This is a genomic window from Paenibacillus ginsengarvi, assembly GCF_003626695.1.
In the GTDB taxonomy this organism is placed as follows: Bacteria; Bacillota; Bacilli; order Paenibacillales; family NBRC-103111; genus Paenibacillus_AB; species Paenibacillus_AB ginsengarvi.
Genome location: NZ_RBAH01000024.1, coordinates 1 through 23,090 on the forward strand (window position 1 = coordinate 1; position 23,090 = coordinate 23,090).

Here is a 23,090-nt window from a genome sequence, read left to right on the forward strand (position 1 = left end):
GAAGGTATGGATAACACGCCTACCTTTTTACAATAGGAGATTTTTTTTATTTGGGCCATGAAAACACATCATAATTTAACAGATATAGTAAATACAAGAGATTGTATTTTTCATGTTAACTTCTTTGTAACGCTAGTGACTCACTCACAATTATTCGTCTATATGCTAAAGGTAACAAATCTTTCACTTCAACTTTAACAGGATTTCCTTTCTCATCGTTCAAGATTACCTTAATATCAGGGCAATATTTAAGGAGCATTTGCCGACAGTTCCCACATGGAGGGACTAAAGTGCAAACTCCCCCATGCCTGAAGTCAGGGCTTCCTCAGGTCATCGAGACTCGTAACTTCGTCTCTCCTTGAAGGCACCGTCCGAGCCTGGATATTGGTATGGTTACGATATCATAGGTGTTTAATTTTTAATCAAGGGAACTGGATGTATAATCGGATTTATTCAGCAAGACTTGCCCTAAAATGACCAACCTTGTTCCATCAGGCTCTGACAAGACTTTTTTCCTACACTTACAATCTTTAGTGCAAGTCGACCATCGCAATACCGACGGGAACCGTCAACGAGTCGTTCACCTTCACCGGGTTCTGCACTGTATCGTCGGAGAAGCAGTCGGAGAAAAAATAATCGGTTCCCGTTCTGACGATCCAGACGAACGTATTCGTGGTGGTAGCATTATCGTTCATGCTATAAAAGACACACCCTTTGAACAGGGTCTTTGGTTTCAGCGCACCTTCCTCCTGGATGCGAATAACGTAGTCGGAAACGTCTATGTCTTTCTGGAACCGACAGTTGACAAACTCGGTTAGTATATTCCGGTTCTCTGCCGCTCGATTGATCCAGATAAATTGACTGCCGGTTAATTCAAATTCCACCGCATCGAACTGTATGCGTCCGGTCGTTACCAGGTTCATCCTTCCAGCCACATGGCAATGATGAAACCGGATCTCGTTGCTTGAGATGTCTTTGCCAAGCCTATGCTCCCCAGTGGGAAAACGACACCTGTCAAACAACGCCTTCTTGAACTTTTGAAAGCCTGGTATATTGACAAGCGTGTCTGCCACGGTTACCCGAGACACCCCGCCATGAATCCTCAAATAGATTGGCTCCGACGGGTCGGGGCACGCGCAGCGATCAACGCTCAGATTGAATTGCGTCTCGCCAAATACCACGATATCGCCGGCAGCAAAAGTGCTTGAGTCGAACATCGAACGTTCCGTCACCAACGAATGGTCGAACACGCAGTCGCGAATCGTTACGGATGCGTTTGAGGTTAATTTATTGCTGCATATGATGCCTTTGCAGGATATCCCCGATTCGCTCGTCAGTTGAACGAAGCACTGGTTCAACCGAACCGTATCATTTGCACTCGATAAGTTGACATTGATTCCGTTCTGCGATCCGAATACTGCGCAATTGCTGCATGTAACGGCAACGCTGTCGTCAGTAAAGTTATTGGATATGACGATTCCGTTAAGATTATCGAGCACGATGCAAGAATCGAGTACAAATACCGCCGGAGTCGTGAGCTTAAGACGCGAACTGCCGGTGTTTACGACAAATCCTCTATCCGTATTGTTCTCGGCTACGCATTGAGCGTACGTAACAGTCTCCGAATTTTCCGCCCAGAATCCGGCGTTAAATTCACCACCGCCATACTGTCTGGATGAATCGTGCCCGTAACGGGCGTAGCATTGGGAGTAAGAGACGTTGACGCAGCCGCCCTCCAAAACGAACCCGATACGGGTATAGTCTTCGGCCTTACAGCGATCAAATCTGACGTCCTGGCAGTTTCGCGCATAGATCCCATCGCCGGAACCTCCCCGTGCATGGAGAAGGATGCAAGTCTCCACACCAACAGAATGGCAATTCTCGATGCGAAGATTGGACATGAAGCTATTGCGAAAAATACATCCACGCAAGATGATATTGGTGCTGTCCCGGATGTAACAGGCTATCGCCCCGGTAAAGGCGTCGTAGTTTCCTTTCCACGCTTCCGGGTCCGCGCTTACGTTCCCGTCGAACGTCAGTCCTTCCAGTGTAAGTCCATCCTTTCCTGTCATCCGGATGAAGTTGTACTTACTGGATTCGGGAGAGTTGTTTTGGAGGATGGCGCCGCAGTCTGAATACCAGGGAACGTTAATGAACAAACCATAAGCCATGTAGACCCCCGCCGGAAAATAAAGCCTTTTGGACAAAGCAGCCGCGGTGTTGTCCGCATTTTGAATAGCAGCCGTATCATCGGTCGAGCCGTCTCCTTTGGTGTCGAACCAGGTTACGTTGAGATAGTCCGTTTCAATCACGCGCTTGTAGCGCCTTCCGGAAGTGGTAACAAGCACGGTTCCCGTATTATCCAGCGAAGTCGTATCGGTGTTGTCATACTTGAAATATCCTTCCTGGCCGGGATCAACAATGAAATACAAGTCCGACGCGGATTTACCGCCGGTGTTAATGGATCGCAATTGCTCGACTGTGATCGATACGCAAGCCCCATTCCCTTTGGAACCGTTATTTAAATTGCCGTATACGGATCCCGTAACTGTGGTTTCCTGACCGAGCGCGATACCCGGTCCAAGCAGACTGGTGGCAGCCGTTGCCACCCCCGCCATGCCGATGGAGGTCAGCAATGCCCTTCGGCTGAATCGTTCGCGATTTTCCTCTTGCTTTTTTTCCAATGTTATCCCTCCATTTCCCGGCCACTGCGCAAGTAGCCATCACTCTCGTACTGGAGAACGCAATGTGTGCCGCTGACATGTTGCGCCCGGCGAACATCAGGTTATCGACATTTGCGCTAACGAGCAAACGCAGCGGGATCCCGTACATGTAAGGCGTGTACGGCTGTGAGCAAGGCTTCTCCTCTTTGGCGTCTATGCCTGACGGAGGAGGCGTATCCATCGACCAGCCGCCGTAAGCGATTACATCTTCAAAATCGACTACCTGTTCCAAATCGTTCTGGGTGAGCACTTGTTTCCCGATAAACCGCCGCGATTCCCGTTTGCCTGGTAAAAGCGCGATGGCCGCGAAAACGAAAATCGTCTTCGGTGAACGTGCGCGCCCATGCCGGCTTGACAAACGGCATCGGCCTGCCCTCGTCCCGTGCAGTGAACAGAAGAGAGGAACCAAGCCGGTAAGAATCGCTCAGCGCGGTTGCAGCGGATTCTCCGGCCGCCTCCCGTCCGGTCGTAAACGACGCGCCTGCCTCGTAGCCAAGCCTTCCGTCACCCGTACAGTCGGCAAATAGATCCGCTGTAATTTCAAAGAAATCTTCTGTGCTTTCCCGATTGGCGTATACCGCTGCGATGTGGTTTCCTTCTTTTCGGACACCGACAACCGACGTATTCAGCATGACCGTCAGTAACGGTTCGTTTAAACACGTTTCGTACAAAATCAGATCGAACATCGAAACGCTTCGCTGCGTATTGCGCATTCCAGCATTATTTCCTCGATAATCCCGCTCTCCCTCGCCTCTGTTTCGAGTTCTTTCCCGCGTGGTGAGGAGCCGGATACGTTCATGCGAATTTCCGACGAAGCATTCCGCCCAATACAGGCCAGTCTTGACACAAAATCACGTTCACTCCGTTGCGCGCCGCTGCCAGCGCGGCTGCTACTCCGGTAAGCCCCCCTCCTGCAACAAACAATTGTGTGTTCAGCACAGTTCTGTTTCGGTCTTTTTGATCCAACTACATGGTTTCCTCCGGTAATCATGTATAATTTGTGTTTCTAATTTCATAGTAGAGCAGCCGTTTTCCTTTTAAAATGTACTTTATTAATTGGAACGTATACACAATTTAATCGGGTGCGCAAAAAAATCCGCCTGCCTCAAAACTGGAGCAAGCGGATTGTGTGTACAGCAAAAACTAGAACAGCATTGGAAAGAGCACGAGCATCATGACAAGCGACAAGAAGCCGATAATTACAGCCCCGGCGCCCAACGGACGGCTTCCTCTCACATAAGCAATCGAGCCGAGCACAATCGCTGCTGCGCTTAACGGAACCGGGTACAAGACCAACGAAGCAAGTACCAGCCCAAGTGCAACCTATCCAATGGTACCCCCATTTTCCAGGCCGTCTTCATCCGCAGCGTCTTTTCGTTCGTCAACATATCCTTGTACGGGCAGAGCAACCTCTGTTGCAAATTCACTGTCTTCCCATGAAGCCGCCGTATATTCGCGGTAGCCCTCGTCTGTTAACTTTATAATGATCTACTTTGAAACGGTTCTCCTCATTTTCTCTGTAAACCTTGCCGTTTTGGTTCACCGCACCGAGGGAGCTTAATTCTTTCCCCTTATTTTACCACAAGTGTACCAAGATCCGACGGGTGCATATTCATACCATCGGGAATGTTACCAAGTTCTAGACACTGTGCAATGACACGAACTTGGTAACATACAGCAAAAAAGCCGCAGCATTGCGGCTTTAAATGAAATAATGTTTTTGACTTCCGACATTATTACAGTGCCGTCTTCTGAGGTGATACACACTTGATGCCTAAACCTGAGAAGAAAATGTACAGACCATCGTCAATGACGATGGTCTCCCGGGTGCTGTTGCACAAAGGTTCACGGCTGAACCCGTACGACGATCGCTTGCTCGAAATCATATCTCAAACGGCTTCCCCCCGCGACTAGCAGGGGGAATGTGCCCGATAGGAATACGAATCATACGAATCATCTGTCCAGCTCCTGAATCGCCTTCGTCAGCTTCTCGTCCGCCTCCCGTAGCGCCGTATTGATGTCTTTCCCGGTCGTCACCACTTCCTGGAACGCTTTCGATACGAGTACGGCAGGGTTCGTCTCGGTCGGGAATTTGTACTTGAACGGTTGAATAACGGCCAGCTTCGGCTTTGTCATCGCGACGACGTTTTTGGACTGATATTCGGCGGAGTCTTGGCCGAACGCCTGCTGCACTTTGTCATCCTTCAATACAGACACCCTCGCGTATCGGGACAGATCGTTCTGGACTTCGTTCGACAGTAGCGTTTCGATGACTTGGAACGCCGCCTCTTTATTCGGGCTCGCATTCGTGATCGAGAAAACAAGCGAATCGACCCGCTGCCCGGTTCCCGGCGCTTTCGGATTGACCGGATAGGTGACGACGTCCCAGTTGAAGTTTTTCACCGTTTTCAAGCTTTGCAGTGTGGCTGAATGTCCGGCAAGCATCCCCACCTCCCCTTTCAGAAACGATTGCGTCGCCTGCGTCGGAGGGTCGCTAGGCAGCAAATTCGTCGCGCCGGGAATTTTGTACAGGCCGGACCACAGCTCGAACAGTTGCTTCCACCCTTCCGTCTGTAAAGCGCCCTTCTTGCCGGCGAAATCGATAAACGGCAGGCCGGCCTGGTACGCGCCGCGGTACAGTTCCCCCGGGTACAATCCCCAGTATTGCACGCCTCCTTCGGTTCTCGTCATTTTCGCGGCGATCGTGCGCGCGTCATCCCAGGTCATGCCGTCTCTCGGGTACGGGACGCCCATTTTGTCGAACAAATCTTTGTTGTAAAACAAGGCGAACGAATTGTTGTAGATCGGAAGCCCGATCAAATAGTTCAGTCCGCTGGCCGTCTTGATCGACTCGAGAAATTCCGGACGAATCCGGTTCAAATCGAACTTTGCGCTTTTGATCACATCGTCCATATTCAGCTCGACCTTCATATCGAGCAATTGGGTCAAAGCGAGCGGATAGTCGACGCTGATGTCGGGGATTTCTTTGGTTGTAATCATATTGGCCAAAGATACTTTGGACGAATCGACCCATTGCGCCGTAATGTGCGGATACTTTTTCTTGACCGGCTCGACGATAAAACGTTTGAACTCGTCCTCGGTAAGGTGGCGTTGGGCGATTTTGACCGTTACCGGCTTCGGGCTCTCATTCTTCGCCGGCTCCGTCTTCGCCTCCTGTGCGGATTCTTTGTTTCCGCCGCAAGCTCCGAGCAGAAACGATAAGGATAATGCTGCCGCTGTCGTATAAATCGCAGATTGTCTCAATAGGGTCACCTCATAAACTGAATGTGGGATTTGTGGAAATCGATTACTGATTGAGCTTGTAAATGGCGACGTCGTCAATGTAAACTTGTTCGCCGGGGGCGAAATTCCAAAGCGTAATAACGGCCTGGGCGTATTGCACCGTCTTCCCCCCATAGCTCGGCTTCACTTCAAAGATGTGAAGAGCGGTCGTCCATTGCCCGCTCGAATATTTCACAGCAACCCGGTTCGATTGCGTCGCCGCTAAGGTTGCCCCACCGGAAGCTTTTAGATTGAACATCCATTGCAACGAACCTTTTGTTTGTGTCCCTCCGGGAGTGTAATAATGGAAGACGGCTCCGTATTTGCCTGGCCCGAGCGGTACGTTTTGCAGAACGGGCCCTCCTGGATTGACCCCACTGGCGAGCAGGCTATAGCCGCCGTTCCGGGATGCGGCGTTCGTCCGCTGAATAACACCGGAAGCCGTGTTTTCCACCCAGAAATACCATGGCGGAGCGGTCGTCGCCCCCGACTCAAACGACGGATTTTGCGCCAAATTCGTCACACCTCGCGCTTGCGCGAGCAGAAGCGCGGCCATATCGGCAACGCCGGGCACTGGGCTTCCGGTCGCCAGTTGCTCCAGCCGCAGCCTGACAGCACCGCCCGGAGGTTCCGCCAGCACCCAATCGCTCAAAGCGTTGAACGCCCCGCTCGTCATGCCGGACCAGATGCCGTCCCACTCCGGCGGCTTATGGGGCTGCATCAGCACCGGATCGCTCTCGAACTGCCAGAGCAGATCTTTTTGCTTCTGAGCCCATTCCACCTTCTCCATCGCCTTGTCCAGCAGCTCCAGCGCTTGCGTCTCGTCGGCCGGCGCGGCTATCGCCGATTCGCGCGGATAACCGAGTGCTGCCGCCTCGTAATAGTCGAACGAACGAAGCAGCAGTTGGGCTCGCTTTACCTGTTGAGCCGTTCCCGCCTGGGCGACAGCTAATTCCAGCCTACTACGGCTGTCGGCGATTTCCTGCTCCGTCACCAAGTTCATGTAATCCGAATCGAGGAACGGCAAATATTCGTACCTGCCGCGCACCCCGGGGACGGATGCTTTCCATGCCTGGAACCAGTTCGACGGAAGCACGCGCGTAGTCCAGAACTGCTCCCAATGATCGAAATATTGCTTCAAATAGGGTGCGGCCGCGGCGCCAACGGCATGCGTATACCAGTCGTCCAGCAACACGTCGACGTTCTGATTCGGATTCCACTGGAGTTTCGCCGCTAACCACGCTTTCGGCCCTTCTCCGAAGTTCGGATACAACTCCGCAGCATGTCCGACCACATGATGACTGTTCCCCGCTGCATAGTTGTCCTTCATCAAATGCGGATAGACGCGAGGCAGCGCATACGGCGTTCCGTACAAATAATCGTACCAGCCGATTTTGTCCGCCTTCGCCGCCCATGTAGCCATCGCAGTCGATCCACTCGCGGATAAGTCCGGATCAGCCCACGCCATCCGGTCGTCGGTGATGTACGGAATGACATGCGAATTCAGCGCAAAAGAAGGCGGGTCGTAGACGCTGCTGTAAGCGAGCAAGCCGAAATATTTGTCCGGTTTCGTTTGCAGCACGCCTGCCGCCACCTGATTTACCCACCCATAATAAATGTCTGACATGTCAAGCTTGCCAATCGAATTCAGTTTGTTCGGATAACTCGGGTGAGCCGGATTCGCTTCGCAAAAATTTTTGCTGTCATTGATACCGAGCGAATAGTACATCTTATCCGGGTTCGCATCGAAATATTGATTGATCCTATAAACCGCCGCCGTGACCGTTGCGGGATTGGAGAAGCAGGGCTGCCAGTCGAACGGATGCGTAGGCACTTTGCCTCCCGGGTAATATTCGGGATGGTCCGCGAATTTCTTCGGATCGAACAGCACGTTCATGTTGTGATGAAACGCGATGGTTTCGTGCATGCGGTTGAAGCGCGCCCACTTTTCCCGCTCCGGGGTCCACAATCCGAAAAATTGACGCGAAATTGCGGCAGGCTCCTCGCGGATCGCTGTTCGCGGAACAGTGACTTGCGTCCGCGCCGGCACGTCTTCTCCGTCGGGACCGGGAAGTAGCCAACGGACGCCGACATAACGCTCGAGAAAATCGTATACGCCGAATTCTGTTCCTGTCGGCGTCGGACCGACAATCGCAACGGTATGACCGTAAGGGCGAATCACGAAGCCGTCCCCGTTCATCCCCGATAGCTCGGTGCTGGCATTCGGATCCCCGCCCGTACCAATGTAGCCGACGAAGATGCGGACGTAGCCGTGTTGCGATGCGCTCAGGTCGGCTTCGGTCATAACCGGCAGCCTCGCTCCCGTCGACTTGTAAACATAGTCGGTCAGCGTCCCCGCCGCGGCGACCGTACCCGAATCGGCACCGGTCGCGATGAGGACGACCGCCTTCGCCTCGCCGTTTTTCACGATGTCGAGCGGTACGCCCGACGAAGCCTCACCATTGCTGGCGGCATAAACGAGCATACCCGCTCCGAGCATTATGACCAAACAAACCGCAATCGTGTGTTTGACCTTGCGTCTCATTGCAATCCTCCTTAGCAATAGATAAATGAGCGTTTACAATTCTTTTATTAAAGTAATGAAACCGGTTCCAAAAAGAATTATATTAAACGTTTACAATTTTGACAATACCATTTTTTGAAAATATTGATTTTACTTGTATTTGAATAGGTAATTTTAATATAATACATTTATCGTAAACGTTTCCTATTTGATCCCTGTATCACATGCTTGAGCCAGTTATATGCTGCTTGCGACGCTAGACGTTTTATATTCATTTGTATGTTATACTTATTCCGACGACGATAGGTAAAGGGAGTCGATTCTCCATGACGACAATTAAAGATATTGCCAAAGCCGCCGGGGTTACGATCGCCACCGTGTCCAGGGCGTTGAACAACGAGCCGGGCGTCAACGAGCTGACGAGAAGCAAAATTGTCGCGCTCGCCAACGAACTGAACTATATCCCAAATTTTGCCGCCAAGCGGTTGGTCAATAAAAGATCGAATTGTATCGGCATCATCTGGCACGGGGCGCGAGGATTGTTCTTCAGTCATTGGTGCAACAGCTTGCAGAAGCGGGCCGACCAGCGCGGGTTCAGCACGATGATTTCGCTGGCGCATCCGGATAAAGCGATCCGGCAGTTCAGCGAACATTTCATCGATCGGCTTATATTCTGGAGCAGCCCGGGATTGCCGCTTAGTCTGAGCTTTCTCCAGCAAAAGGAGAAGTTTGCAGGCTCCATGCTGGTAATGGGAGGCAATGTCCTGGAGAACGCACACCGGATCGGCATCGATCGCAAAGGCGCCATATTCAAGGCAGTACAGCATTTGGCCGAGTTCGGTCACCGGAGCATCGCATTTATTGGCCAAGACGAGGAAAAACTGTCCGGATTCATGCACGGTTTGCTGGAGTTTCAGCTGTCGTATCACCCGGATTTTATCATCCATTATCCGAGGCCTTCTTCGCTGCCGGAAGCGAAATTGCTGGCGCTCATCGGCAAAAAACCGCAAGAGAGACCGACCGCCTTCGTCTTGGACAGCCACGGTGTGCTGTTCGAGTTCAACAAAATTGTGAGAAAGCAGCAAGTCCGCATCCCGGAACAGTTTTCCGTCGTTGTGTACGACAGCATTCCGGAGATGGAGCAAGTTTTCGACATCCCGCTCACTACCGTCGGCCCGAACATTGAGCAACTGACCGAAGCGGCGCTGGACATTTTGACCGGCGACCAGCCTGATGCCTTCCAAGGCCGGTGGGTGGATATGAATGTGGAATCGGAGTTGACCGTCCGTGAATCGGTATTGCGGCCGGAGAATAGGAGTTGACAGGCAGAGGTCGATAATACGTTCTTCTAGATTATGCGATTCGCCACCTGGTTTCGCCAGCAAAAAACCGGCCGTCAGCCGCACGCTCCAGCCGATCGAAACCTCGTGGCCGTGGAGCGGCATACTGGCTTCCTGTTGCGGTACATACGTCTCCACCTGCACCCTTACGCCCTGCATTCTTTGCTTCCTTCAGCAGTTCGATCGCCTGGGTCACCGCAGCTTCGTCCCCAGGAACACCACCGTGCGGGAATGGGAAACATTTCTTCTGTCGGTTGATAAGAACCTTATCCCATAAATGACAAGAACTTTATCCCATTCCCGTCACGAGAACAAATAAAAAAAATGACGCTCGCTGTACGCGACGTCATTTAATTAGAAAATTTATTATGTAATCGAACTTCTGAGGATATACGCTTATTCAGAAAGTGTTATATCGACCCCGAAAAGAGCCTCCCAACAAGTGTAGAACTCAAGCCCAAAACGAACTCCCGGATACTCTCTTAAAAATCGCTCTTGAATACTTTCATACCAGCTTTTAATTATGCTGGACAATACGTCATTCATTATTGCCATCGGCATCGTATCCGTAGCAATGGCGGATGAGCAAAATAAATGTAAAGACAGCTTCTCCTCCTATGACGGGAGACCAAAAATCGAGAAGGTAGTTTTCAACAGTTGTATAGTCCTTCATCGAAAAAAATCTTTGTTACCTCAGATTCCAAGTAGTCCTGATCCTTCCCTCCCCGTTTTCGGGTACGCGGAATCATATTACCGGTACGTTGGTATCACTCGCCCGCATCGCGACAATCTTCATTTGGAGATTCCTTGTTTTGTACATTTTCATGCAGTACCCCGAACAAAAAGCCGTCGAGTTTCATCAACGGCTCTTGCAACTATTTTATTTTTTATCGATCAGCTTCTTGTCGATCTCCTCGGCAAGTGACGATAAAGAGGCCATTACCTCCGCCTCCGTCGTAGCCGTAAGCAAGCTCTGATCAGACACTTTGATGCTATTTAAAAGCGTGTTCCGATAAGAAAGCGGCATGACAGCATAGTTTAATTCTTCGATCAACACATCCATGCCTTTGAATGTAAGCTGTCCGGATTTGGGCACCGCCGATTTGACGGTCAACATATCCTGCTGCCCCCAATCTTTTTGGAACTGGCTGTCGGGATTCAGGATGACGTCCTTCATAAATTTCCATGCAAGCTCTTTCTGCTTGGAGCCTTCGGCAATGGTCAGCAGGTTGTAATAAACAGCATTGGCCTTTGCTCCCTTCTCCAAAAAGGGCAATGGAGCAAAACCGAATTTTCCTGCTGTTTGTGAAGTAGCTTCCAAAGGATAAAACATATTTGCCGCCCCAATGCCCATGCCAATATTAAACGCACGCAATTCGTTAAATACCGGAGCAGTTGTGGAGGAAACGGCTTTGCTCGCTTTGCTCGTATTCATATGGAACAGCAGCTTGGTTATGGCCGATACAACCGGTTTGCTATTCAAATAACCGCTAAACCGGTTACCGTCGGTCGCTATAATGCTTTGCCCGCTGCTCCGCGCAAGCGACTCTACCAAATGCAGGTCCAACGGAACGACGCTCCCGAATATTTCTTTCCCCTCGACCCGGTTGGCCGCCTGCAGCTTGATCGACTGATTAAAAAACTGATCCCAAGTCCACTCCTTGTCGGGATATGGCATTCCGGCTTTGTCAAACCATTCCTTGTTGTAAAATACGGCAAGCGGCAACGGGTTCAACGGAATGCCGATCAGCTTTCCTTTTACGGTCGACATTTCTACGAGTTTCTCGTACAGGTCGTCGGTAGTCATTTTATCCGACTTAAACATAGGCACCAGATCGGCAAATGTATTTTGCTCGATTTGTATCGTATCGTGGTTGGCGTAAATGAGATCAATCGGTTTATTGTCTTTGGCCCTTTCCAGCAAGGCCGTTCTATATCCTTTTGGCGTGGCTAACTTTTCAACGTGTACTTTGACCCCCGGATTCGCGTCTTCAAACAGCTTGGCGCTTTTCTCGAACGAGCTGATCCGGTTCTTAGTATTTGAATCCATCGTAACGAGGGTGATTTCTTTGGCGCCCGGAACAGTTGAGGTCGGTTTGTCCGTCCATGCGGTGCACCCGGCAGCTAAGCTCGAGGCAAAGACAAGAGCGCTGGTCACAATAAGTTTTTTCACAAGTCTTCACACTCCATTAAGATATCGGTCAATACCAATTCGTCTCCTTCAACCATTCATCAATCGCAGCAGCCGCTCCCGACATTTTTATTTGCACTTCCGCTTCCGGGCCGAGAGAAGCAAGCTGTTTCAGCCTATTTACCGTAGCGAACAATTTGGTTTTTGGGTTGCGGTAAATGACCGGCTTGACGGCATAATTCAATTCGTCTATGAATACCTTCCATGCCGGCTCGTCGTTCAGCTTGAGCTTGTGAATGGAAGATCGGGAGAAAAGCAATTCTTGTTTCGACCAATCTACTTGGAACTCGCTTTCCGGGTTAAGGACAATATCCTTGATGAATTTCCAGGCCAGTTGTTGCTGCCTGGAAGCGGTAGCGATGGATAAAGCAGCATGAATCGAGACCGCATTGGCCCGAACCCCGCCCGCCAGCCGGGGCAGCGGAGCAACTCCGATCGTTTCTTTCAGCTCCGGGTTACGGGTAAGAAAAGGATAGCTTCCGATTCTCCCGACGCCCATTCCCACATGGCCGGAGGAAATTTCTCTAAAGATTGCACCTGTCCCATTGGGCACTTTTTTTACGACATCTTGGTTGCCCATCTCCTTCAGCAAAAAGGCGAACGCTTCGACGACAGGCCGGCTATCCAAATATCCGGTTAAATGGTTATTGTCAGGTGACAGCATGCTGCCGCCATTGCTTTGTGCAAAGGATTCAAATACATCCAGAATGATCGGAACTGCGCTGCCGTAAATCTCCTTCCCCCGGACGTTGTTGGCCTCTTTCAAATGTGCCGACATGGCGAAAAATTGTTCCCATGTCCAATCCTCCGTCGGCTCGTGCAGATTTGCCCTGATGAACCAATCCCTGTTGTAGAATACGACAAGCGGTTGAGGAGACATCGGGATCCCTGTTAATTGTCCGTTGTCTGTCATCAGATCGGTTAGCGGTTTGTATATGTCGTCGGGAGTTATTCCATCTTCCTTATAAAATTGAAGCAGATCGACAAACAAGCCCTGCCTGCTGAACTCGGTATCATAAGGCCATAAGACGAGATCTATAGCATGGGAGCCGCTTACTCGTTCCGAAAATTTGGCCCTGCCGAAATCGAGTAAAGGCATTGTGACGATTCTAACCTCTATCCCGGGATTGGCGGATTCGAAAGCTTGTGCATATTCGATTAACGTGGATTTCCTATACCTGGTCGAGCCGTCGTCATGGTCGGGTACAAGGATCGTCAAAGACCGTTCTTTCGGACTTGGCTGTTCCGGGGTTATTATGGCTCCTGATGAGTCACACGCATCATCCATATACTGTTCCATCAAGAACTGCTTCCATTCCGCTTCGAACTGGCTCGCTGTGCGCTCAAAGATGGGTTCGAGGTTGCTCAAGTCTCGAAGCAGACGGCGGAGGGCATCCCAGCCATATCGGGTAACGATAAAATCAATCAGGGTGTAGCCCATTTCGCGACCTCTAATCTGTGCAAACTTATCCGCCTCCACGGCCCGCAAATATTTAATAGAAGGGAGTTCGCGTTGTCGGTAAATGGGAGCTATCCAACTTTGTACTTGCTTGCGGGACCATTCTTGCGCGAGATACTCTCCTACCCCATGCAGTAGAAACGTCGGTATTTGCGGGTTCAATTGCTTGGCTAACGCTCTACTATACAGAGCCAAAGAACGCCGGACGATGCCCTGATAATCAAAGTGCGGTCCCGGATTCAAAGGGGAAACGATCTTCACTACGTTCAACTGACTGGTGGTTCCGATAAAGGTTTTTGTAGCGGAATTGTTTCCCGGGAACATCGACTCTGGATCGGGATAAATCTCATACGCAATTTTGGTATGCGGGGTGAAATTTAAAGCTGATGTAATGCGCCGGAAGTTTTGCCGCAAAATGGCCATAAAATCGTCGGTCACCTTCTGGAATTCCGGATCGCTTTGCCCGGTTTCGAGCATATTGACCATGTTAATGTATTGCTTGGGATTGAAGGGCGCTGCGATGTGCCAGTTTTCCAAGTCATTTTTCATTTTTCCCAAGCAGCGGTACATCCTGTTTTTGATCGTGCTCTCATGCAATTTCAACAGCTTGGCGATGTCGCGGAAGGAGTAGTCTGCAACATAACGCAAGGTGAGAATTTCTTGGTCGATCTGATCCAGTTTATGGAGGGAAGTACCAAGATCAATTTTGAAATCCACCTCCTTCGTGAAGTCGGTCGTTATAAAACGCGAAAAGCTAGTCTCCTGACCTTCGAGCAACTCTTTGGTGTGATACGCCCTCCTTGCTTCGTTCATCATGGTGTTGGAGGCAATGGAATACAGCCATGTGTACAAACTCGACTTGTTCTGAAACGAGTTCAGCGACTGATGTGCCTTGAGAAACACCTGTTGCGTCAAATCCTCCGCTTCATCGCTCCCCGCTTTGTAGGCGATATACCGCTTGATGCGATCATAATGCTCCATTAACAGATCATTATCGTGCCAATTCACGGATCCGTGCACCTCCCAGTTATGTTAGACACTTCAGGATTGGAAAAAGACCAAGTTTTCATCTGTTAATTGAATTTTCTACGCAAAAATCTATCTAATAGTGCAGAGACATAACCTATTACGAATGTTACGACTGTCAGTATTGGCACATATGTTGAATACTTAATTGGTAAGCCAAGCTTTACAAACATATCAGAAAGCCAAAATAAACTAATCCATGTATAAGCCACAAATATTATGAGGGGAATCTGATGCATTAAACGGAATGGACTCGACTTCTTATCCGACTTCACATACCCTCCCCCTTTTCTCAGATCCGGCTGCAATGAATCCCAATAATTAGACGTTATTGACATATGGACCCTATCTGCTGGTTGTTTACATAGAATTTCATCTAATAATCTAATACCAAGTTCATTTTCCCCACCCCTTCGGCATATATTTTACCATAATCAGGATAAATTGGAGCCGCAACCAGTTTCCCGCACTCCGCGTTCCATCTAACTGATTTTACTAGTTCATAAGTTCCTCGTTACTCATGGATTTGGGATTGTTTGATCGGCTCCAGACCGCATTTACTTGCGGTACTGGTTGATCTTTTGTATTTACGGTTTTCACATTGGCAAGAGGAAATAAATACACCCCGGCAAGAGCGCCGATGTTGATAGCTTGAGCGATACTGCGGAGCGGTTGATAATTGCTATTTAGGAGTACACAAACAGGCAGAGCAAGCAATGTCCCTTAAGGAGTTGCTTGGATCTGCCTGCTGTGCGTCCGCCTGATTCGGCTTTGCTTAAAGCTGCGCAACCGCCGGACGTTCGCCGATGAAGTAGACTCCTGATGCCTCATACACGTCGCCCGGCTGCGTCGTATGATGGTCGTATACTTTCGGATACAGCTTCTGGATGTTGACGTTGCGATGCTCCAAAAAGATCAGAGAGTCCGCGGAACTTCTTCCGGCTTGCCCGTAGCGAAACGTCGAGGCGATATCGCGGACAGTCATCGCAATCATCGTCTCGTGCTCGCCGTGAGCGCCTTCCGGCTCATGCACATATGCGTAACTGAGCGAGCGGTCATGGTCGAGCAAGTAGGTGCGGCTGCCGTCGGTTGCCGTTGCATCGTATCGATGGCCGAGTCCTGTCATCAGCTTGTCGGCGAACGTCCCGACAATCGGGAACATCATTCCGTAGCCCGCGGCAACCGATACCGGCCGCAGCCAACGGACGGTTGAACGAACCGATACGCCACTGCTTTCTATGGAGGTCGTGCAATCGATTTCTGCCAACGGAGCCGAAGGATCGTCGGGGTGAATGCCTAGCATGCGCTGCTCGATGCGCAAGCTGGAGACAGGACGGAAATCGTCGTCTGCCGTCCATCCCGACTGTTCGATCTCGTCCATATAAAGCCGTTGCGAGACGGCAAATACAGTGCCAGTCCGATTATGCTCCGGCAGCCATTGATGCTTGAATTCGCTTCCTGCTGGTGAAACGCAAATGGCGTACTCCTTGTTGCTCCACTGCTGAAGCACGTCAAACAGCTTGTTTGCGGCATATCGCGGCTCGCCCGTGGCGGCATCGGATGCAGTTACAAGCTCGGAGACTGCGCCGTGACGGAATAAGATAAAGTCGTCGTTGGTGTTTTTGCCGAAGCTGTAATGCGCGCAGCGATTGCCTTTAAACGGGACAAGCACCTCGGCAAAGCTGTCTCCAGTCACCTTGGCGTACAACGTTTCCGGGGTTTCGTTGTGCTCCCTTAACAAGCGGACAAAATCCACTTGTTCAGCTGCGTCGGAAATTGCTTGGTTTTGATCAGATGGATTGGATGGATGCATGAGTACGGCGCTCCTTTACCAAACATGGAAATAGGGATAATCTATTTCGATTATAACGTCCGCAACCGCTGTGGGGTGTTCGTCGTCGAGGACGACGAGCTTGCCGATCTGGTGACATCTGCGCGTCGCAACGGATGCGACATTCGATTTACTTTTTACTGTCGGCCTCTATCGTTTTGTTCACTGTTTCCTCCGCGGTCCGGAGTGCCGTATTCGTATCCTGCACGCCCGTAACGACCGAGATAAAGGCATTGAACAGCTGGCCTCCCGCCGTCGCATTATATTTGGATACTTGCATAGGAGGAGCGTTCTTTTCCGCCAGGAGTGCCTTTGCGTTTTTACCTTTATAGAGCGTGGAATCTTGACCGTAAATCTGCCGTATATCTTTGCTTTTCAACAAGCTGACAAATTGGCCGTTTTTCGATTTTTCCAACTGAAATTCTTCAGAAGCCAAGTAAGCGATGACTTCATAGGCTTGCTCCTTAAATTTGCTAGTTTGCGAAACAAACATATAGAATGGATACACTTGAGGGTTGACTCCGGGATTTTTCGCATCCGTTGGGAAAGTCGCGAGATCCCAGTTCATGCCTGCCAATTCCTTTTCCGTATACGTGGCGCTTACCGGCAGCCACATGGCGACGGTCCGATCCTTAAGGAACATATTGCCTTGATTCGCGATTTGGAGTTTCGCCTTATCCCATTCCATACCCGGCAGTTGGTAAAACCGTGTCAGATTGTCCAGGAAGCTTTTCCAGCCGTCTGTTGTCAATACCGCTTTATTTTTGACCGGATCGATCATATTCAACGACTGCGGATTGCGCAACGCCAAGTGGGAAGCGGAAATTAGCGCGCCGTAATATTGCGTCCCGCCGTCTTTAACCGTAAGCTTCCTCGCCATCTCGTACATCGTATCCCACGTCATCCCGTCTTTCGGATAGGCAACGCCGAACTTATTAAAAATATCTTTATTGTAGTATACAGCGGAAGGCGAATCGAAAATGGGCAAACCGTATATATGGCCGTTGCCGATTTGCATTAACATTTCGATGCTGGTCGGTTCGTATTTGCTCAGATCGGTCTTGTACTTCGTAATATATGGCGTAATATCGCTCTGCAGCCCAAGTCTCAGCATATAAGCATCCATGGAGCCAATCGAGATTCCCATAACGTCCAATTGATCCCCAGTTGTAACCAGGTCGTCGATTTGTTTGGCATCTTTATAAGGTATGAACTTGACGGTGACGTGAGGAAACTTTTTCTGAATCTGTCCCCCATAATCTTTCATAAACGTTTCTTCCACACCGAAAGGCCAATAAAAGGCCAGCGTTACTGGCTCTTTTTTTTCCGACGGCTTGGTCACGGGTTGCGCAGCCGTTCCTCCATCGCTGTTTTGCTGTCCGCAGGCAATGGCGCTGCTCAAGGCTGCGAGCACCATTGCGCTTTTTAACATTTTACCGATGATCATGGCGATTCCCCCTATTATCTGATTCCCGATTCAACAATCGGCGCTCCATACAAGCAGCACATTATTCACTCCTATAGCGGGTGCGGATGAGAAATGAACATTGACATAAACAGTATCAGCTTCGACATAAGCGATACCGGCCGTTCCCGCATCTGCGGAAGCGGGAGTGATCTGGTAGCCCGACGGAACCGCCGAAAGGCCGTGTGGAATTGGATACACCGGTGTCAGACCATCCCCGCTGAAAACCGCTTTGCCAGTCTTCACTTCATGAAGAAGTCCGTATGATTTGAACACGGGGGTGCTGTACACGGAAACAAATTCCCAAAGTACCGTTCCGTCGGCGACGATACCGCTGCTGTGACTCGGTGATACCGTCCCAGAAACACCGCTTTTGACGGCCCGAAACACTTTCGAATTAGCATTCGTGTAAACACCGGCCGAGTAGGATTGGCTGGCAGCCCACACCGTGCTCGGCGTGAACGTTCCCGCGGACGTGCATACCCAGCCGATCGTAGCATTGGCGCCTGACGGGACGGTGTTCTGCACATAATCTCCAACGCTCCAAGTACCGGTTGTTGGTGCCGTTGACTGCGCAAGCCGCTTCGGATTAATTCCCATATTGTCGTATTGATAGCAGTCGACAGCGCTTGGAGACATAATAATCGCACGATTCGAACGGTTACCGTAGAAAACGCAGTCCGATGCTGTCCCTTGGGCATAAGCCATACTGTTCCCGGTCATGACGCAGCGATTGTTCGTTACTTTAACTTGATAGGCATAGCTAATATTAATAAAGTAAGTTGTATGGCCTACATCGTCCCGCAGCTGGTTGTTGGTGATTTCGATGTCGCTAATGCGGCTCGTTGCGCTTCCGACGAGGTTGATGCCCATTTTGTAGGCATTGCCTTGGCTGTTGTTAGAGAGTATATTGCCGTCTATCACCAATTTGGTGACGCCGGGATATACATATACGCCGAAACCGCCGTTGTCCTTAATGATGTTATTGGCGAGAACAATGTCTCCGGTTGGCAGATTGCTAAAATAAGTAATCGAAATCCCATTCCCCATCGTCGAGCTTGTAGGAACTCCGCCGTCGCCGTTCCCTGTGCATATATTGGAGGAAGCCACCACCTGTTTGCCTGAAATCGACAGCCCGGAGTACTTATTATTGGCGAACAGATTACCGGTAATGGTCAGATTGACGGTAGCTCCTTCAAAGCCGGCAGAGCCGCAATATTTGGCCGTTGAATCGAAAATGCCGCTGTTATACGTGTCGCCCATATAATTGAAGCCGTTTTCCAGACAGTATTCCGCGAAGCAATTCGTAATCCGTATTCCGCTGGTTACTTTGTAAAACCCGTCATGTGCGAAGCTCGCCGGAGTCGCATTGACCAAATTGCCCAACAAGTGGGAACCGTACAATTGTTCAGCTACACAGTCTGTACAGCCGGTAAACCCGACCCCTTTCGCCCGAGGCGACTGATAGCGGAACGTGCCGCTTCCGTCCCATTCTCCCGTAAATCGAATACCGCGAACCGAGCAGTTGGATACGCCCATAAAGCTGAAAACGGTGAACACATCGCGTCCCGACGAATTGAGGTCATTGATCGAATCGATATACGACTTCGTCATTCCGGTCATATGAATCGTCGGCAATCCGACCCCTTCGATATGGATGTGATTCGAAGTAATGAGCGTTCGCTTGGGCGCTTGAATGGTAGGACTGACAGCGGGGAACGCATAGGTTCCTTCCGGTATGAGCAGACGGCCTCCCCCTTGCAGCGAGAGAGCGTCGACTGCAGCCTGAAAAGCAGCCGAATCATCCGTAACCCCATCTCCAACGGCACCGAAATCTTTCACACTCACTTGCTCTTGCAGCTTGTCCCGGACAGTCCGCTCCGGCTGAGTTCCGTCATACTTGTACGTTACGCATTCCGAGCCGATCCCACCCGGACAACTCCCATCGCCATAGACGGATTTCGTGACCGAAAGGCCACTTGCAGCCGATACTGGACCGCCGCTCCATAGCTTACTAGCCATCATTGCCATCCCGCCAGCGCCTATGGCCGCCAGCATCTCCCTGCGGCTTACAGGTTTACCCGTCTCCCCTTTTTGTTTTTCGGCATGCAAAACAGGCTTGCTCTCCTCATGATCCATTCGCGATTCCCCTTGCTCATCCGGCAGCCCTTCACGGTATGAACCGCATCTGATTACCGGAGATAGTGTTTGGTAAGCGCTTCCGAATACAAAGATAACATAGCCTTTTTTTATTCTCACATCGGTGCTTGGCGTTAAACTCGCCTTAACTATCTCTAATTGCGTTCTTGGCAAACCTTCTTGAATTGCTCGGGGCTCATGCCCACCATCTTCTTAAAATTGCGTGAGAAATGAGTGGGCTGTTTGAATCCAACCTCATAGCAGGCATCCGTTACCGACATTTTGTAGTCGACCAGAAACAGCAGCTTCGCCTGATTGATTCTGCGTTTATTCAAATGTTCAAAGACCGTTGTACCGGTCAATTCCTTGAACAGCTTCACCATGTAGTACTTGCTTAAATGAACATAGGCGGACAGCTCGTCCAGGGTCAGGTCGTTTGCATAATGGAGCTCGATATAGTTCAGCAGCTTACGGACGACCTGCTCCTTTTCTACTGGAATCGCGGTTCTTTGCCGCATCATTTCTTCGCTATGCTCGTAAATCAGGAGCAGCAGATCGAGAAACGATGCCCGCAACCGGTTGTATTCGATAGCGCCATTGCGGTTGAAGTAGCGGTTCATTTGCGAAAAGATCATTTCCACTTCTTTTTTAGATTCCTCCGACAACCGGCATCGGTAATGCAGCAAATCCCGGAAAGGTTTTAGCACGTCAACGAGGCCGGGCTGGTTTAAATGCGGCTTCAATACCGTTTCGTCAAAACGAACCATTGTGCGGATGCATGTAATGTCCTTTTCCATCATAGGTCCATGCGAGCTAATCCCGTTCATAACGATCATATCGCCAGCCGTCAAATCGATGATCGTTTCCCCTAGCAAGTAACGGCATTCACCGGTATGGACATATAATATCTCATATTCGGAATGTGCATGGAAAAAAGCAGACATAAAGCTTTTATTGCGATAACTAAATACATCGATCAACGGGTAAGTTTGACTCATGTCGCGTTCCGCCTTTAGTTTATTCCGTAAGAACATAGCCTCCAGGTCATTTCCTCTGATTCCAGAATTCCCCACGTTCCATACCTGCCGGAATAGTTCAATCCTACTCCAGTGTAACAGGAATCCCATGCAAGCATCCCTTTGACCGTTCTAATAAAACCATCTGGCCGTTTGGCCAAGTTGTCCAGGGAAGGCATGGTTGAACAGACTCTCCAACGTGCCGCTATTTGTAGTCAACGCTGAGAGGTATCGAGAGAGCCCTTCTCTCTTACAAGCTCTGTTCGGTCACTCCCGTTACCGGATCGAAGGTCAGCATCTTGGTCCCGATCTTATCGATGAAGAAGCGATCATGGCTTACCGTAATGACCGCACCGGGAAAATGGATCAGAGCTTGCTCCATTACCTGTATGCTCGTGAGGTCCAGATGGTTGGTCGGCTCATCCAAGATAATAACGGCCGCACCCGAGAGAAGACACTTAGCCAGAGCCACCCGAGCCTTCTGCCCGCCGGACAGATTGCCGATCGCCTTGCTTAGATCCGCCTCCGAGAATTGCAGCATAGCTAGGAATTTGTTCACCTTTTTGCGCGGAGCGTCTAATCCCAATCCATACGTATTCACCGCGTGGCTGACGGTATCCTTAGGATCAAGTTCCTCCCACATCCGGTTGAAGTAGGCATAGTTCACGCCTTTCTCCCAGACAACCTCCCCGGAAACCGGCTTCTCCTGCCCGGAAAGCGCCTTAATGAGTGTGGACTTCCCGCTTCCGTTCGGTCCCACGATGACCAAACGATCTTCCTTCTGAATATCGAAGCTTACGTTCTCGAAGATCTGCCTGCCCTCGTAGGTCTGCCCGATCTTCTTCACTTCGCATAGCTTGTCGGGAAAGCGCAACCTCTCGTAGATGTCGGTAATCAGCACGTTAACGGGATGCGGCTCTACCCGCTTCTTGTTATCCGCCAGCTTCCGCGAGAGACGGTCTTTCGAACCGGACTTCCGGCTCGCACGATCGTCGATCGCCTCGGATTCCATGAGCAGCAGCTCTTCCTCCCACTCGAACTGGCGGTCCAGCTCCTTCTTGCGCATCTTCTTCTTACGGACGTAATCGGTGTAATTGCCTTCGTATTCCTGAAAATGATAGTTCTCGATCTCGATCGTGCGCGTGACGACCTTGTCGATAAATTGCCGGTCATGCGACACCAGAATCATGGCTCCCTTGAATCGGTACAACCACTGCTCCAGCCATGCGATCCCTTCCATATCCAAGTAATTCGTCGGCTCGTCGAGCAGAACGACATCGGGCAGCTCGATTAGCATCTTCGCGAGCGCCGCGCGGTTACGCCATCCTCCGGACAACTCATCGATTGGCTGGTTGCGGGATCTGTCGTTAAACCCTAGCTTCGTAAGCACCGTATTAATCTCGACGGAAACGTTCCAGCCATCGAGATGATCCATTTGTTCGAATAACTCCGCTTGCCTTGCTAGCAGCGCATTCATCTCGCTATCGTCTGTAACCATACCCAGCTTATCTCCTACCTTTTGCAGCTCTCGTTCGATTAGGGCAACCTTCTCGAAGCACGCTTCCAGTTCTTGCTGAACGGACAGGCCTCCGCTGAGTTCCGAGAATTGCGAGAAATATCCGATTCGCACTTGAGGGTCTATCTCTACTCTGCCGGACGTCGGCTCTTCCTTGCCCATGATGAGCTTAAATACCGTCGACTTACCGGCGCCGTTCCGTCCGATTAGGCCGATACGTTCCCCTTGCATAACTCGAAAATAAATGTCGCGAAAGATCATAGACTCTTCGTACTTCTTCGTGACGTTCTCCAACCGTATTACGCTCATGGCTATCACCCTTCTGATTTCAACACTCTAGAGTGATTATACCACCCTAGCCTTAAGGATACTTCATGCTCTAGAGAGATCCCATAAATATGAGCTTGCATATTAACACCAATATTCAAATCCTGCCCCCGCAACCAACTTACAATTTTGTCTCGACACATATATGAGAATGCCTTTAAATCACTGATGTGGCTTAAAGGCATTTTTGCGTTATCTTATATATTTATGGTTATTGTATATGCCCTGCGAGGAAACGAGCAAGTTGCTCT

Annotated in this window: 14 protein-coding genes and 1 pseudogene; 1 reads left to right on the forward strand and 14 read right to left on the reverse strand. The window is 50.3% G+C overall.

Features of this window, described 5'->3' with window-relative positions; all coding sequences use genetic code 11:
* Positions 1-530: 530 nt before the first annotated feature.
* The 7 genes and pseudogenes from D7M11_RS26555 to D7M11_RS26580 form a co-directional block, all read right to left on the reverse strand.
* Positions 531-2,684 carry a right-handed parallel beta-helix repeat-containing protein gene (locus D7M11_RS26555; protein ID WP_120750291.1) on the reverse strand — a complete coding sequence of 718 codons (2,154 nt, stop codon included), beginning with the start codon at positions 2,682-2,684 and terminating at the stop codon, positions 531-533.
* A 76-nt stretch (positions 2,685-2,760) separates the two neighbouring features.
* Positions 2,761-2,973 (reverse strand): annotated as a pseudogene (locus D7M11_RS38160) (FAD-dependent oxidoreductase); the annotation flags it as partial.
* A complete protein-coding gene (locus D7M11_RS37525; protein WP_338042517.1) occupies positions 2,933-3,556 on the reverse strand; it encodes an FAD-dependent oxidoreductase in 624 nt (207 codons plus the stop codon). The pseudogene D7M11_RS38160 and the gene D7M11_RS37525, both read right to left, overlap by 41 nt.
* Positions 3,519-3,662 (reverse strand): FAD-dependent oxidoreductase, encoded by a 144-nt coding sequence (locus D7M11_RS38165; protein WP_420818442.1) that lies wholly within the window; start codon positions 3,660-3,662, stop codon positions 3,519-3,521. The genes D7M11_RS37525 and D7M11_RS38165 overlap by 38 nt, the downstream gene beginning before the upstream one ends.
* A 204-nt stretch (positions 3,663-3,866) precedes the next feature.
* A complete protein-coding gene (locus tag D7M11_RS36980) occupies positions 3,867-4,019 on the reverse strand; it encodes a hypothetical protein (RefSeq protein ID WP_193556288.1) in 153 nt (50 codons plus the stop codon).
* A gap of 657 nt (positions 4,020-4,676) precedes the next feature.
* On the reverse strand, positions 4,677-5,987 hold the full coding sequence (locus D7M11_RS26575; protein ID WP_158606841.1) for an ABC transporter substrate-binding protein: 1,311 nt from the start codon (positions 5,985-5,987) through the stop codon (positions 4,677-4,679).
* A gap of 43 nt (positions 5,988-6,030) precedes the next feature.
* A complete protein-coding gene (locus D7M11_RS26580) occupies positions 6,031-8,550 on the reverse strand; it encodes a DUF4838 domain-containing protein (protein ID WP_120750294.1) in 2,520 nt (839 codons plus the stop codon).
* Between the two features lie 305 nt (positions 8,551-8,855).
* Here D7M11_RS26580 and D7M11_RS26585 point away from each other — a divergent pair, with 305 nt between their 5' ends.
* Positions 8,856-9,851, forward strand: coding sequence for a LacI family DNA-binding transcriptional regulator (locus tag D7M11_RS26585; protein WP_120750295.1), 996 nt, complete (start codon positions 8,856-8,858; stop codon positions 9,849-9,851).
* 898 nt (positions 9,852-10,749) lie between these two features.
* Here the strand turns inward: D7M11_RS26585 and D7M11_RS26590 are convergent.
* The 7 genes from D7M11_RS26590 to D7M11_RS26620 all read right to left on the reverse strand — a co-directional run bounded on the left by D7M11_RS26590 (position 10,750) and on the right by D7M11_RS26620 (position 22,821).
* Positions 10,750-11,919 carry an extracellular solute-binding protein gene (locus tag D7M11_RS26590; protein WP_205127119.1) on the reverse strand — a complete coding sequence of 390 codons (1,170 nt, stop codon included), beginning with the start codon at positions 11,917-11,919 and terminating at the stop codon, positions 10,750-10,752.
* Positions 11,920-12,070: 151 nt separating this feature from the next.
* Entirely contained in the window at positions 12,071-14,527 is a 2,457-nt protein-coding gene (locus D7M11_RS26595) for an extracellular solute-binding protein (protein ID WP_120750297.1), read from the reverse strand.
* Positions 14,528-15,320: 793 nt separating this feature from the next.
* Positions 15,321-16,358, reverse strand: a complete 1,038-nt coding sequence (locus tag D7M11_RS26600; protein WP_120750298.1) for a hypothetical protein — start codon at positions 16,356-16,358, stop codon at positions 15,321-15,323.
* Between the two features lie 148 nt (positions 16,359-16,506).
* Complete coding sequence (locus D7M11_RS26605) at positions 16,507-17,823, reverse strand: ABC transporter substrate-binding protein (RefSeq protein WP_120750299.1); 1,317 nt, start codon at positions 17,821-17,823, stop codon at positions 16,507-16,509.
* 30 nt (positions 17,824-17,853) lie between these two features.
* Complete coding sequence (locus tag D7M11_RS26610) at positions 17,854-19,980, reverse strand: right-handed parallel beta-helix repeat-containing protein (RefSeq protein WP_120750300.1); 2,127 nt, start codon at positions 19,978-19,980, stop codon at positions 17,854-17,856.
* Positions 19,981-20,135: 155 nt separating this feature from the next.
* Positions 20,136-20,978, reverse strand: a complete 843-nt coding sequence (locus D7M11_RS26615) for a helix-turn-helix domain-containing protein (protein ID WP_158606842.1) — start codon at positions 20,976-20,978, stop codon at positions 20,136-20,138.
* 268 nt (positions 20,979-21,246) lie between these two features.
* Positions 21,247-22,821 (reverse strand): ABC-F family ATP-binding cassette domain-containing protein, encoded by a 1,575-nt coding sequence (locus tag D7M11_RS26620; RefSeq protein ID WP_120750302.1) that lies wholly within the window; start codon positions 22,819-22,821, stop codon positions 21,247-21,249.
* Between the last annotated feature and the right edge of the window lie 269 nt (positions 22,822-23,090).

What these genes read in the sequence shown, in the direction of transcription:
- D7M11_RS26590 (WP_205127119.1), bottom strand. Translation starts at nt 11,919, where the DNA reads ATGGATTCAAATACTAAGAACCGGATCAGCTCGTTCGAGAAAAGCGCC.
- D7M11_RS26615 (WP_158606842.1), bottom strand. Translation starts at nt 20,978, where the DNA reads ATGAGTCAAACTTACCCGTTGATCGATGTATTTAGTTATCGCAATAAA.
- D7M11_RS26605 (WP_120750299.1), bottom strand. Translation starts at nt 17,823, where the DNA reads ATGATCATCGGTAAAATGTTAAAAAGCGCAATGGTGCTCGCAGCCTTG.
- D7M11_RS26620 (WP_120750302.1), bottom strand. Translation starts at nt 22,821, where the DNA reads ATGAGCGTAATACGGTTGGAGAACGTCACGAAGAAGTACGAAGAGTCT.
- D7M11_RS26580 (WP_120750294.1), bottom strand. Translation starts at nt 8,550, where the DNA reads ATGAGACGCAAGGTCAAACACACGATTGCGGTTTGTTTGGTCATAATG.
- D7M11_RS26585 (WP_120750295.1), top strand. Translation starts at nt 8,856, where the DNA reads ATGACGACAATTAAAGATATTGCCAAAGCCGCCGGGGTTACGATCGCC.
- D7M11_RS26610 (WP_120750300.1), bottom strand. Translation starts at nt 19,980, where the DNA reads ATGGATCATGAGGAGAGCAAGCCTGTTTTGCATGCCGAAAAACAAAAA.
- D7M11_RS26600 (WP_120750298.1), bottom strand. Translation starts at nt 16,358, where the DNA reads ATGCATCCATCCAATCCATCTGATCAAAACCAAGCAATTTCCGACGCA.